We start from the raw sequence: 12,832 nt of genomic DNA on the forward strand, positions 1-12,832 counted from the left end.
CATCCTTAAAGCAACGCAAGAAAGACTATAAAATGGTTTATGTTGAGTATATAATTCAGTGCAGTCACAATAAATCTAGCATCAATTATAATGAATAGCTTTCAGCAACAACTTAAGCACTTACGTGAACATCAACAACTAACCGTCGACGGTGTCGCCAGCAAAATGAGCTTCACGGCACAAACCATTCAAATGCTAGAGGATACAGACGATTTATTTTCGCTTGAATTACCCACTCAATCACTTAAAAACTATTATCGCAAATATGGCGAATGCCTTGGGATGCCTGAGCGCAAGATTGTGAGTATGTTAAATAGAATTGATTATTTGGATTATAAGCGCTCACGCAAAGGCAAAATAAAGCCATTTGATTACCTTAATCGCTTGGTTATTCTTATTTTAATTGCTCTATTAGGGCACACGGTTTATGCGCTATATCAACAACAAAAAGCTAATGCACTAAAACAAAGTATTGTTACCTTGAGTGCACCTATTGTTTCTAGCTCAGCCGAACAAGAAAGTCCAATAACTTCACCTCCAGCTAATAACCAAACAAGTGATACTGTAGCAACACCAAACACAACAATACCTAATACAAGTAATGCGACAACAATTAATCCTACAAGCGAATCAGCAGCAATAAATACTGCAGCACCTACAACACTTCAACCAAGTGATGCAACACAACAACAATTAACTGAGCAACAAAATGCACAGTAACTCAACCACTGCTCGCTTTATTATTGGCATTGAATCAACTCAACTGACGACTTGTGACATTAGCCGCCTACAAAACAAACATGTTGTTGGCGTCATTCTATTTACTCGCAACTTCATAAATACAGATCAACTACAGAAACTAACGACAGCCATCAAATCATGTCGTAATGATCTTATTATTTGTGTCGACCAAGAAGGTGGACGTGTTCAACGCTTTAAAAGCGACCAATTCACACCACTACCCTCACTCTATGAACTTGCACAAGCAAATGATAAAACACAACTTAAACAGCATGTTGCAACACTTGCCAATGAGCTAAAATATCATGGCATTGACTTTAGCTTCACTCCGGTGGTTGACTTATATTCTCAAGCAAGCCGCGTGATTAATACACGCGCTTTTGCTAAAGATGCCGATGAAGTAATACATCATGCGACTGACTACATTGACGCCATGCATCAACACAACTTACCTAGTGTTTTAAAGCACTTCCCAGGGCATGGTAGCCTCGCGGCTGACTCCCACACAGAAAGCGTTATCGATCAGCGAACGTTGAATGAGGTAGAGCAAACCGATTTGTTGCCATTCACCACACTTATTAACGCAAATAAGGCTGACAGCATTATGGTGGCTCACCTGTCTTATCCGCAAATAGATAGTGAAATTGCTTCACAATCAAGCTTTTGGCTTAACACTTATCTGCGCCAAAAGATTGGTTTTAATGGCATTATTTTTAGTGACGATTTCGGCATGGCTGCTGCAACTCAAACTGATAAACATCAACTATATAACTGTCAAAAATTCTTTGATGCTGGAGGAGACATCGCTTTACTATGTAATGAGTTTGCTATCATCAATGAAATACTCAATGTTTTTAATAATGATAATTATCAGGATGATAAAACCTTTAATGACCGTTGGCAGTGCTTTCAACATTTTTTTGACAACGATTTGCAACAATAGCCATCTTGAAGTTCTCAAGAATTTCCCTAAAATAACATTCATTACAAAATATTATTAAGTGATTTATGGATCCTATTACACAATATATGGATGTTAACAAAGCTTATGCTGAATATATTCATGCTGCGATTGTGATTATCGCTATTTTACTGGTTAATGTAATTATTCGTATTGTACTTGCTATTTTTGATAAGAGTCTTGCTAAAAAGTCACCTTACTTGCGCATATTTTATCAAGCAGTTAATCGCCCTGTACGTTACGTCACATGGATCATTGGGTTATGGATCATTCTAACTCAATTCATTAATTGGCAAGGTGAGCAGCCGCAAATGATCTTTGCAATCGCCAATAAAACTGTGAAAATCTTAGTCATCTTGTGCATCGCATGGATACTGTTACGATTTGCTCGCGGCATGCGCCAACTGTTCATTGACAAAAACACGCGTACCGATGGCGGTTATAATGACTTTAGCATGATTGAAACGGTCTATAAGGCTGCTCAAGCAATCATTATAATTTTACTCTTTTTCAGCGTGCTTGGTGCTCTTGATATCCCTATTGTCGCTTTAGCAGGTATGGCTACCGTAGTAACGGGTTTTTTCGCAATTACACAACAAGAACTTATCAAAAACCTTTTTGGCGGCACCGTACTGTATCTTGACCGACCTTTTGCTGTTGGTGATTGGATCTATACCGTTGATGGTAGTATTCAAGGAACGGTTGAAAAAATCAGCTTTAGACTCACCATTATTCGTGGATTTGATCGACGCCCTATTTATGTACCAAACGCCACTTTCCTAACCGCTGCTGTTGTTAATGCATCACGCATGACTAATCGTCGAATTTTGCAGTATATTGGTGTGCGTTATCAAGACTTTAGTAAAGTGCATAAGATCTTAAGTGATGCTCGTGAGATGCTAAAAAAACACCCTGCAATCGATCAAAAATGTATAACTTTGGTATGCATTGTCAATGGTAACACCAATATGGGCTCAAATACTGAAGGCGTCTTTGGTTCATATTCGATTAATTTTATGGTTTACACCTTTACCAAAACCACCAACTGGGTCAAATTTCAAGCCGCACAAGATGAAATCATGCTAAAAATTGGCGAGATCATTGAACAAAATGGTGCCCAAATTGCTTTTCCAACGACCACACTCAATATCCCTGAAGGCGCATTAGATCAAGTCACGACTGCTGGTAACAAACTATAAGAATATTATGGTAATGAATCAATAATAAGTTGCGTCAGCTAGTACCTCTCCCCTTGCGGGGGAGGTCGTTCAGCTTAAGCTGCACGGGTGAGGGGAATAATTGAAGCGCAACTTATTCTTGATTCACTACTTAATAAACCTTGAAAACGCGTCGGTTAACTGTGCCTGAACGTCTTCAAGGGTATTATTGGCATTAATCATAGCACTCGTTTGCGGGTTCTCTGTAACAAGCTTTAAAAACACCTCGCGCGCACGATTAAAAAACGCTATTTTCTCCTGCTCAATACGGTCTAATACATTTCTTGATCTGGCACGCTCAAGTCCAATTACTGGATCAATATCCAAGTAAATCGTTAAATCTGGGCGAAAGGATGGTAGCAACAAATCATTTAATTGCTTAACTTTATCAAGCCCAAGCTCTCTACCACCTCCTTGGTAAGCTAAACTTGACCAATTAAAACGATCGCTCACCACCCACTTGCCACTGTTAAGTGTAGGTTTTATCAACTTTTCAACATGCTGCATACGTGTTGCGTACATAAGCAGCAACTCAGCTTCAGGGCACAACGCTTCTTCGTCATACGATGTAATTAAAATATTACGTATCTTTTCAGCTAAGAAAGTACCACCTGGTTCACGTGTGAAAACGGACTCAATTTTTTTTTGCGCCAATATTTCACGAACAAATTCAATCGCGGTACTTTTACCCGCCCCCTCTAAGCCTTCAATGGCAATAAACTGTGCTTTTTGGTTATTTTGGTTATTTTGATTATTCTGTCTATTTTCTTTCATCTCTAATAACTGCTTATGCTTGAATCAAAATTTAATAAATTATCCAATAAACCGCTAACGCCAAAGCGAAAATACTGTTTATTAATATAGTGATCACCACATATTGAACGTGCTAATTGAATATATTTTAATGCTCCAACATAATCTCTAATGCCACCTGACGCTTTAAAGCCAACCAGTCGATCTGATAAAGCAATTTCCTGCAAAATGATTTTAGCCGCTTCTAGCGTTGCACCAACAGCTGTTTTACCTGTTGAGGTTTTAATAAAGTCTGCTTTGGCATTAATCATATCGCGACTGATGATTTGGATAAGCTCAGGTGGTAACTCACCAGATTCTATAATCACCTTTAGCTTATGATCTTGGCATAAGTCTTTTGCCGCTTTCACCATATTTATCGCGTGTGGCGATGCGCCATTTTTAAGATACTCTGTATAGGGAATGACTAGATCAATTTCGTTAGCACCAAGTTTAATCGCATTTTTAACTTCGATGACGACAGTATCAACAGAAGCCTTGCCATGAGGAAAGTTAACCACCGTTGCAATCTCAATATCTGGATTAAGTTTGGGTTTAACATATGAAATAAACTCCGGATAAATACAAACTGCAGCTACTGTACCTAGATGATTAACGCTTTTTTGTAACAATTGATCGATATTTGCCTGAGTGTCTGCCTTATTGAGTGATGTCAGATCAATAAGAGAAACAATTTCCGCTAACTGATTTTGATCAATCAACATGTGCTATATCCGCTGACTTGAAAATAGATTGCCCGAAGCTTAAGGGCGCTAACCCCATATAGTCGGCAATGCTCTGACCAATATCTGCAAAACTCATACGCTCGCCAATGCATTCAGTTGTGATATTTTTGCCCCATACCAGAAAAGGGATATGCTCACGCGTGTGATCTGTTCCCTGCCAACTTGGATCACAACCATGATCCGCTGCAATAATAACCATCGTATCATCATCTAATAGTTGATCAAGCTCGGGCAGGCGTGAGTCAAAATACTCCAATGCTTTGGCATAACCTTCAATATCACGGCGATGACCAAAGCTTGAGTCAAAGTCAACAAAATTTGTAAATATGAGCGAATTAGGTGTAGCATGCTGGTAAGTAGACACTGTCACATCAAACAACTCTGTGAGTCCTGTAGCTTTAATACTTTGTGTGATTCCTTGATGAGCGTAAATATCCGCGATTTTACCAATTGAGATCACTTCGCCACCGGCTTCTTTTAATTTATCAAGCAAGGTAGGTTCTGGCGGCAATACTGAATAATCTTTGCGATTTCCCGTGCGAACATATTCATTGGCTGATTCACCAATAAAGGGTCGCGCAATCACACGACCCACCACTAATCCCATTTCATCCAGAAGATCACGTGCAATTTTGCATATCTTAAGCAAACGCTCTAAACCAAAATACTCTTCATGGGCTGCCACCTGAAAAACACTATCTGCTGAGGTGTAGATAATCGGCTTCTCTGTCAAGCAGTGGTTAACACCATATGTTTTAAGCACTTCAGTGCCTGATGCATGACCTGCATTAATAACACCTTGTGTTAACTCACTGCGCTTTAGCCATTCATCAATAAATGCTTTAGGAAATACCGATTCACCTTCATCTTCAGCATGATTACTTTCCACAAAATAATGCCAATCAAACATTACCGGCACTCCGGCAATCTCCCAATGACCACTTGGCGTATCTTTGCCCTTACTATTTTCAACACAATAACCATATTTAGCTTCTACAACAGGCTCTTCTTTGAATAAATCAATTGTGAGCTTACGCGCACGACTTAACTCTGCGGCTTTCTGCAAACCGCGTCTGGCAAGATTTGGTAAATCTAATGATCTTTTATACTGCGCACGATAATCGACAATATGCCCCAAGGTATCAGCACCTTGGTCACCAAATAGCTTGGCGTCTTTAGCCTCACCAATACCAAAAGAATCCATTAATAATATGATTACTTTTTTATTATTTAACACGAATGCTTTTCCTTACAATATATTTATGAATATAGGCGTTTAAGCCCAAACTCGCTATGAATAAGAAGCACTGCGACCTTAGTATATTCAACTAGCTCCATATAGGCCCTTTCTTCATCTTCTTGTCCCGTGACTTCATCATCATACTGCAAGCGCGACATATCGATTAAATCAGCGATTGCCTCTTGAACCTCGGCAGAACCTTTGGTGTAGTTAATCTCCATGAGTCCAAGTCCTGACAAAAAGCCCTGACTCCACATCGCTAACGCATCAATTCGCATATGAAATTTTTCATCGTCATCTGGCAGCAACAAGTCAAAATGCATATCTTGGGCTAAAAACTGGGCTTTTGTTAGCTGATACATTTCAGCTAATACTTTTAATGCACCTTGCGCGACAACATCACCTGCTTCAATGGGTTCAGCCATTAGTGAATCCATCCATGCTTCAATACGCACTTCAGCACCGCCTGTGAAAAGCGCACACAACAAAGCATGTGCCTCAGAAGCTTCAGATAATGCATTAATTTTACGTAGTGCAGCAGTCACTTCCTGGTAATCAGGTAAAACTTGTTTTTCCGTTATTTGCATGAGTGTTTTTATCATTAAAATCAAGATGTCGCTATCGTATCATTTTTTTTACAACAAATCACTTGCACTTAGTAACATATGCTTCTATGATTTCAAGTGTAAGTTTAGTGTTGCCTGTGCTGTTAGCCAGTCCTTACATTCTTGAGCCGATGTATTTATATCGGGAGCGTAGATACTTGTTTTAGCGTGCATGCTCGGTCTGACTGAGAAGCCCAACGAACAGCAAACGCACCCACTTGGTTCTTGAGGGTTCAAGAGCCATGTAAGCAGCGGCAGATATGGGCGGCACTATAAAAATTCTGACTAGCCTATGGCCTCCAATTCAGCTTTTGATTTATGAAACTCCTGCTCTTGATGACCCTTTGAGTTACTGCGATCAGAATCGCTACTTCCAAACCCACTTTTATCATTATCATCATTTTTATAAATACTATTATCATGTATTTTCTGATGGACATCTTCTGGCAATTTATGGTCAACCCAAACTGCACCTTTGACTAACCATGGTACCAATAATGAACCCTGCCAAGCTTCTTGCTCAGTCAATGCCTTGTTATAACTAAGGACACCAACAATTAAACTAACAACAAGCGTTGATTTAACAACGCCAAACAAAAAGCCCAATAAGCGATCTGTAACTGTCTGATGATCTTTACGAAAAACACCAAAAATAATATGCGCCACACCGCCTAAAAGCCAAACAAAGAGTACAATCGCAAAAAACGACATCCAAAATGCCACTTCAGGTGAATTAAACCAATTTGTAACAATATTCATATCAAGAGAATCTGCAAAAAAGTAGGCAGATACTGCGGCAATCAACCAAGTGAGCAAAGAGATTAATCCACGCACAAATCCTTGTGAAAAGCCAATAATTGCAAAACCAAACACGATAATAATAAAAACCCAATCAAGCCAATTTAGCAGTGACATTACTCTTCCTTATAAGCCTAAAACAGCTTTTATTGTAGCGCGCTTTTGACACTTGGCAATCATTGTGCTGAAACAATGCTTAAAAAGTTCCACATGCCCACAGCCCATATGCTACAATTTGCAGCAAATTTCAAGAAAGGCGTAAATATCATGCAATTCGATTCTTTTGATTCTTTTAACTCTTTTGACTACGATGTCATTGTCATCGGCAGTGGGCCAGGTGGTGAGGGCGCTGCAATCAAAGCGGCTAAGTCAGGTCTTAAAGTGGCAATTGTTGAATCCGAGACTATCGGTGGCAACTGCACACATAAAGGCACAATCCCAAGTAAAGCACTGCGACATGCAGTATCTCACTTTTCTTTTCATGCAAAATATCATGACTACAGTTACCCACAAATGTTAGAGAATGCTTCACGTGTTATCAATGCACAAACCGAGCTAAAAACAGGGTTTTACAAACGCAATAATGTTGACATGTTGCATGGCTTTGCACGCTTTATAGACCCACATACCATTTGTATTTGCTCAGCAGACGAAGACGAACAAACCAAGGAACAGTTCAAAGCAAAATATTTTGTTATTGCCACAGGTTCCAGACCTTATCACCCTAAAGATATTGATTTCAATCATCCTCGTATTTTGGATAGTGATAGTATTCTGCACCTTGATGACAACCCCAAGACCATATCCATTTACGGTGCGGGGGTTATTGGTTGCGAGTATGCCTCTATTTTCCGCACATTAAAAATCCGTGTCAATTTGATTAATAACCGAGAGCGCTTATTATCTTTTCTTGATAATGAAATTATTGATGCTTTGAGTTACCACTTTCGCGAGCACGGTATTCGCACGCATCATAACGAGCACTATGATACCATTGATGCCAATGATAACGAGGTAATTCTAAAATTAAAGTCAAATAAAATTATCAAATCAGACTACTTATTATTTGCCCAAGGACGTACGGGAAATACCGATCAACTAGGGCTTGATGCGATTGATATTGAGGCGAACATACGTGGATCAATCGAGGTTAATCAAAACTATCAAACGCTCAAACACCCACATATTTATGCTGTTGGCGATGTTGTTGGTTACCCCTCTCTTGCTTCTGCGGCTTTTGACCAAGGTCGCTTTGCCGCAACGCATATTGCTAAAGGCAGGTGCACCAATCATTTAATCAAAGATATTCCAACGGGTATTTATACCTTGCCTGAAATCAGCTCTGTTGGTAAAACAGAACAAGAACTCACCGAAGAAAAAATTCCTTACGAAGTGGGGCACGCGTTTTTTAAGGATCTTGCGCGCGCGCAAATCTCAGGCAAAACCGCTGGCATGCTTAAGCTTATTTTTCACCGTGAGACACTGCAGTTATTAGGAATTCATTGTTTTGGTAGTCAAGCTTCTGAGATTATTCACATCGGACAGGCGATCATGTCACAAAAAGGTAAAGCCAATACATTGATGTATTTTATCAATACAACGTTCAACTACCCTACCATGGCAGAAGCCTATCGAGTTGCCGCTTTAAATGGATTAAATAGATTGTAGATTCATTGCCAGATTTCCTTTAGCCGCGCATCACGTCCGCACTGCCAACGATAAAATGCATAACTAACGGGGTTTTTTAGATAATATTTTTGATGATACTCCTCGGCTGCCGTGAACATGGTACTCGGACGTAGTTGTGTATATATTGGCTTGTTTAGATAAGTTTTAGTTTTTTCAATCACTGTTTGCGCTATTAGCATTTGTTCATTGCTTAGATATAAAATGGCACTTTGATATTGCGCACCCAAATCACAAAATTGTCGATCTTTAACCGTTGGATCAATATGTTTAAAGAAATAATTCAAAAGTTGAGTATAACCCAGAACATCATCTTCATACCAAATTTTAACAACTTCTAAATGATCTGTTTTCCCTTGTGATACGTGTTTGTAATTTGGGTATAAGGCCGTCCCTCCATCGTAACCCACTTCAGTTTTGACAACGCCCTTAAGTTTGTCAAAATCCGCTTGGACACACCAAAAACAACCTCCAGCAAAAATTGCTATCTTTGACTCAGCATAGCTAAATTGCGTCAAAATATAAAACCCTAGCAAACTCGCAAACTTTAAATATCGCAACATTTTATCACTCCAATTTATCTATCAATCTATTAAGTTATAGATCACAAAGAAGCCAAACACAATTAAGAGTAAATTACATAAAGCACTAAAAACACTAAAAGTACAATCGATCGGTTTTTTATATTTTTTATCTGTCAACTTGCAACAAATTATGAATAATAAATCACTTTTTAAGCAGTTATGCTATAAACAACATGGAAAATCCGAAATATTTTAAATATAATTATGCTCAATAAGATCATGTGTTACTGAGTTCAATTTACTATTAACAATGATCTGGGAGATTTTTTAACCTAAAGATGATGAGAGAGACCATGAAAGAAGATAATAGTATATTATTGGTTAGCACCAATAAAGAAAACACCAAAGACCTGCAAGCGTTACTTCAACGTTACTTACACCAAACCAACGTTGCACTTTCAGGACAAGAAGCTCTGGACTGGTTGGCTGCTAATAAAAATACCAGAGTAGTGCTCCTTGATTTATTACTACCCGATATGTACGGCATTGAACTATGCAAAAACATTCGCGAACGCTATCCAAACATGGCAATTATCTTTGTCTCAAAAAGTACCGATGCCACCGAAATTGTATTGTGCTTTGAAGCAGGCGCTGATGACTATATTGAAATTCCTTACAACCAGCACGTTCTTATGGCGCGTATCAAGGCGAAACTACGTGATCGCAATACCACGCAATCACCATATGCTATTACAGGCTCAGTCAATATTGAGGATATAAACATTAGTGATTATAACCAAATCCAATTTGGTAAATGGGTATACCATCCGCGTAAGTCATTAGTTACACACCCAGATAACGCAGACATTTACCTAACCGACAAAGAAGGTGCTTTACTTAAGCTGTTGCTATCTGATCCAAGTAAAACGTTTATGCGTGAAGAAATTGCCAAATATCTTAATCTAAATGTCAAAGAGAGCATCGTGCGTGATGTCAATATTCATGTTCACCGACTGCGTAATAAATTAACCCAAGGACACAACTCAAGCTCACCAATTAAAGCAGTACGTTCACAGGGTTATACATTAGATTCATATTTGACTTATGTTTATGACAATAAAGAAGTTTCTTTTTTGTAACTTCTCTTACTGAATCATTCTAAATCAGCTAAATTACCCTTTTGCTCTAGCCAATGCTTGCGATCTAATGAACGCTTTTTAGCAAGCATCTCATCCATTTCCTCCAGATCAAAACGCTCATCAGTGGATAACGTTAACTGCACAAGGCGTCGGCTATCCATTGCCATTGTTGATTCTCTTAGTTGCATTGGGTTCATCTCACCCAACCCTTTAAAGCGCAAAACATTGGCTTTAGCTGATTTTTTATTTTGAGCTATTTTATGTAAGATCACATTCTTCTCTGCTTCATCTAACGCATAATGCACTTCTTTGCCAACGTCAATTCTAAATAACGGCGGCATAGCAACATAGATATGCCCTTTCTCAACCAATGGTTTAAAGTGACGCAAGAACAAAGCACATAGTAATGTCGCAATATGTAAACCATCTGAATCCGCATCCGCGAGAATACAGATCTTACCATATCTTAACCCTTCTATATTATCACTACCTGGATCAACGCCAATGGCCACTGCAATATCATGGATCTCTTGTGATGATAGTACTTCTGATGAATCAATTTCCCATGAGTTTAGAATTTTCCCTCTTAATGGCATTACGGCTTGAAACTCACGATCTCGCGCCTGTTTTGCCGAACCACCTGCGGAATCCCCTTCCACTAGAAATAGCTCACTATATTGCGTATCTTGCGTTACACAATCTGTGAGTTTACCAGGCAATTGTGGGCCTTGTGTTACTTTCTTACGCACAACCTTTTTCTCGGCTTTAAGGCGTTTTTGCGCCCGCGAAATAATGGCTTCAGCAATTTGATTTGCCGTCTCAATATTTTGATTTAACCATAAACTAAAGGCATCTTTGACATGTGTGGCAATAAAGTTCACACAATCACGTGATGATAATCGTTCTTTAGTTTGCCCTGAGAATTGCGGTTCAGGCATCTTAAGTGATAATACATAACAAAGGCCTGCAAAGATATCATCTGGCATAATCTTAACACCACGCGGCAAAATATTATGAAGCTCACAATATTCACGCATTGCATCTAACAGTCCCGACCTTAAGCCGTTAACATGCGTGCCACCTAACGGTGTTGGGATCAAGTTAACATAGCTTTCTGTAATCAGATTATCACTTTCTTGTGGCCAACAAAGCGCCCAGTCAACAACATATTGTCCATCACTAAAAGAGCCTGAAAAGGGAACCGCTGGCAATATCTCAAGACCGTCAATTTTCTCTTGCAAATACGCCAATAATCCACCATCGTATTGCCAAGTCATACGATCGTTTTGTTCATCGTTTTGATAGTCAACAATAAGACCTGGACACAATACTGCTTTGGCTTTTAATAAATTTTTTAATTTACGCGTTGCATATTTGGGTGTATCAAAATATTTAGGATCTGGCCAGAAGCGCACCGTAGTCCCTGTGTTCTTTTTTCCAACTTCAGATACTATTTTTAATTCTTCAACCTTATCACCATGCTCAAAAGCAATAAAATAACGCTTACCATCACGCTTGATAAACACCTCAACACGCAAACTTAATGCATTGACTACAGACACACCAACACCGTGAAGTCCACCTGAATAAAGATAATTTTCTTTTGAAAATTTACCACCCGCATGCAGCCGTGTCATAATGAGCTCAACACCTGATATTCCTTCCTCTGGATGAATATCAACCGGCATCCCTCGACCATTATCTTCAACCTCAAAACTGCCATCATCATAAACTCTGATGTTAAGTTTATTGGCATGTCCTGCTAATGCCTCATCCACTGCATTATCAATCACCTCTTGTGCGACATGATTAGGGGTTTGTGTATCAGTATACATCCCTGGACGTCGTTTAACAGGGTCAAGACCTGATAGAACTTCAATGGATTGAGCAGTGTATTGATTCATAACAAAATGGTGCTTATTATTTTATGTCTAATTTTATCGTTTATTCTGGCACAAAATCGAGTAATCTTAAATCTAAATGCTGCCTCGAATGGAAAATTATGAATATCCGTGATCTAGAATACATTATTGCCGTTGCTAAACATAAAAACTTCAATAAAGCAGCACAAGAATGCTTTGTCAGCCAACCGGCACTTAGCATGCAAATCAAAAAGCTTGAGGATGAGTTAGGTGTTGCCATTTTTGAACGTTTCCAAAAAAGCGTACTTGTGACCGCTATTGGACAGCAGATTATTGACAAAGCACAATCACTATTAACCATTGCCCAAGATATAAGAGACTTGGCAGCAATGCATAATAAAACGGAAGATCTATTGTTTAAAATTGCACGGCTGTCCCATCTACAAACCTTGAGCCAAAATAGTGCTTAAAGTCTGATTTCCCCAGGCTGCTTTCTTACGCAATCCTTTGATGCCAACGTT

The 12,832-nt window shown here is 39.0% G+C and carries 13 protein-coding genes and 1 other RNA gene; 7 read left to right on the forward strand and 7 right to left on the reverse strand.

Translation table 11 applies throughout. The features are described 5' to 3' along the window. Positions 1 to 90 precede the first annotated feature (90 nt). From ACTS4L_RS03300 to ACTS4L_RS03310, 3 genes are all read left to right on the forward strand, one after another. A complete protein-coding gene (locus ACTS4L_RS03300) occupies positions 91 to 720 on the forward strand; it encodes a hypothetical protein (protein ID WP_440615243.1) in 630 nt (209 codons plus the stop codon). After that, positions 710 to 1,684 (forward strand): beta-N-acetylhexosaminidase, encoded by a 975-nt coding sequence (gene nagZ / locus ACTS4L_RS03305; RefSeq protein ID WP_440615244.1) that lies wholly within the window; start codon positions 710 to 712, stop codon positions 1,682 to 1,684. The genes ACTS4L_RS03300 and nagZ overlap by 11 nt, the downstream gene beginning before the upstream one ends. Before the next feature lie 65 nt (positions 1,685 to 1,749). Next, entirely contained in the window at positions 1,750 to 2,901 is a 1,152-nt protein-coding gene (locus ACTS4L_RS03310) for a mechanosensitive ion channel family protein (protein ID WP_440615245.1), read from the forward strand. A gap of 126 nt (positions 2,902 to 3,027) precedes the next feature. On the opposite strand, the gene tmk is transcribed toward ACTS4L_RS03310, so the two are convergent. From tmk to ACTS4L_RS03330, 4 genes are read right to left on the reverse strand one after another with little or no spacing between them, the layout of a single operon-like run. Beyond that, positions 3,028 to 3,693: a dTMP kinase gene (gene tmk, locus ACTS4L_RS03315; protein WP_440615246.1), complete on the reverse strand. Its 666-nt coding sequence runs from the start codon at positions 3,691 to 3,693 to the stop codon at positions 3,028 to 3,030. Positions 3,694 to 3,695: 2 nt separating this feature from the next. Then, positions 3,696 to 4,436, reverse strand: coding sequence for a deoxyribose-phosphate aldolase (gene deoC, locus ACTS4L_RS03320; RefSeq protein ID WP_440615247.1), 741 nt, complete (start codon positions 4,434 to 4,436; stop codon positions 3,696 to 3,698). Beyond that, positions 4,426 to 5,694, reverse strand: a complete 1,269-nt coding sequence (locus ACTS4L_RS03325; protein ID WP_440615248.1) for a phosphopentomutase — start codon at positions 5,692 to 5,694, stop codon at positions 4,426 to 4,428. Before ACTS4L_RS03325 ends, deoC begins: the two co-directional genes overlap by 11 nt. A 23-nt stretch (positions 5,695 to 5,717) precedes the next feature. Further along, positions 5,718 to 6,284: a UPF0149 family protein gene (locus tag ACTS4L_RS03330; protein ID WP_440615249.1), complete on the reverse strand. Its 567-nt coding sequence runs from the start codon at positions 6,282 to 6,284 to the stop codon at positions 5,718 to 5,720. Positions 6,285 to 6,392: 108 nt separating this feature from the next. Between ACTS4L_RS03330 and ssrS the strand changes: the two genes are divergently transcribed. Next, positions 6,393 to 6,573, forward strand: a non-coding RNA gene (gene ssrS / locus ACTS4L_RS03335) — 6S RNA. 14 nt (positions 6,574 to 6,587) lie between these two features. Here ssrS and ACTS4L_RS03340 read toward each other — a convergent pair. Then, positions 6,588 to 7,217 (reverse strand): CvpA family protein, encoded by a 630-nt coding sequence (locus ACTS4L_RS03340; RefSeq protein ID WP_440615250.1) that lies wholly within the window; start codon positions 7,215 to 7,217, stop codon positions 6,588 to 6,590. A gap of 150 nt (positions 7,218 to 7,367) precedes the next feature. On the opposite strand from ACTS4L_RS03340, the gene sthA reads away from it, so the two are divergent. Continuing rightward, entirely contained in the window at positions 7,368 to 8,768 is a 1,401-nt protein-coding gene (gene sthA, locus ACTS4L_RS03345; RefSeq protein WP_440615251.1) for a Si-specific NAD(P)(+) transhydrogenase, read from the forward strand. 2 nt (positions 8,769 to 8,770) lie between these two features. On the opposite strand, the gene msrA is transcribed toward sthA, so the two are convergent. Then, the gene (msrA, locus tag ACTS4L_RS03350; protein ID WP_440615252.1) at positions 8,771 to 9,349 is read right to left on the reverse strand and encodes a peptide-methionine (S)-S-oxide reductase MsrA; all 579 of its coding nucleotides are present in this window, start codon (positions 9,347 to 9,349) and stop codon (positions 8,771 to 8,773) included. Between the two features lie 314 nt (positions 9,350 to 9,663). Between msrA and ACTS4L_RS03355 the strand changes: the two genes are divergently transcribed. Then, the gene (locus ACTS4L_RS03355; protein ID WP_440651698.1) at positions 9,664 to 10,449 is read left to right on the forward strand and encodes a response regulator transcription factor; all 786 of its coding nucleotides are present in this window, start codon (positions 9,664 to 9,666) and stop codon (positions 10,447 to 10,449) included. 14 nt (positions 10,450 to 10,463) lie between these two features. On the opposite strand, the gene parE is transcribed toward ACTS4L_RS03355, so the two are convergent. Further along, a complete protein-coding gene (parE, locus tag ACTS4L_RS03360) occupies positions 10,464 to 12,353 on the reverse strand; it encodes a DNA topoisomerase IV subunit B (RefSeq protein WP_440615254.1) in 1,890 nt (629 codons plus the stop codon). 98 nt (positions 12,354 to 12,451) lie between these two features. On the opposite strand from parE, the gene ACTS4L_RS03365 reads away from it, so the two are divergent. After that, complete coding sequence (locus tag ACTS4L_RS03365; RefSeq protein WP_440651700.1) at positions 12,452 to 12,781, forward strand: LysR family transcriptional regulator; 330 nt, start codon at positions 12,452 to 12,454, stop codon at positions 12,779 to 12,781. Positions 12,782 to 12,832 lie beyond the last annotated feature (51 nt).

This window comes from Cysteiniphilum sp. 19S12-1 (assembly GCF_052030685.1).
Classification (GTDB): Bacteria; Pseudomonadota; Gammaproteobacteria; order Francisellales; family Francisellaceae; genus Caedibacter.

Coding starts and splice junctions, on each gene's coding strand:
- msrA (WP_440615252.1), bottom strand. CDS start 9,349: ATGTTGCGATATTTAAAGTTTGCGAGTTTGCTAGGGTTTTATATTTTG.
- parE (WP_440615254.1), bottom strand. CDS start 12,353: ATGAATCAATACACTGCTCAATCCATTGAAGTTCTATCAGGTCTTGAC.
- ACTS4L_RS03340 (WP_440615250.1), bottom strand. CDS start 7,217: ATGTCACTGCTAAATTGGCTTGATTGGGTTTTTATTATTATCGTGTTT.
- ACTS4L_RS03310 (WP_440615245.1), top strand. CDS start 1,750: ATGGATCCTATTACACAATATATGGATGTTAACAAAGCTTATGCTGAA.
- ACTS4L_RS03355 (WP_440651698.1), top strand. CDS start 9,664: ATGAAAGAAGATAATAGTATATTATTGGTTAGCACCAATAAAGAAAAC.
- tmk (WP_440615246.1), bottom strand. CDS start 3,693: ATGAAAGAAAATAGACAGAATAATCAAAATAACCAAAATAACCAAAAA.
- sthA (WP_440615251.1), top strand. CDS start 7,368: ATGCAATTCGATTCTTTTGATTCTTTTAACTCTTTTGACTACGATGTC.
- ACTS4L_RS03330 (WP_440615249.1), bottom strand. CDS start 6,284: ATGCAAATAACGGAAAAACAAGTTTTACCTGATTACCAGGAAGTGACT.
- deoC (WP_440615247.1), bottom strand. CDS start 4,436: ATGTTGATTGATCAAAATCAGTTAGCGGAAATTGTTTCTCTTATTGAT.
- nagZ (WP_440615244.1), top strand. CDS start 710: ATGCACAGTAACTCAACCACTGCTCGCTTTATTATTGGCATTGAATCA.
- ACTS4L_RS03300 (WP_440615243.1), top strand. CDS start 91: ATGAATAGCTTTCAGCAACAACTTAAGCACTTACGTGAACATCAACAA.
- ACTS4L_RS03365 (WP_440651700.1), top strand. CDS start 12,452: ATGAATATCCGTGATCTAGAATACATTATTGCCGTTGCTAAACATAAA.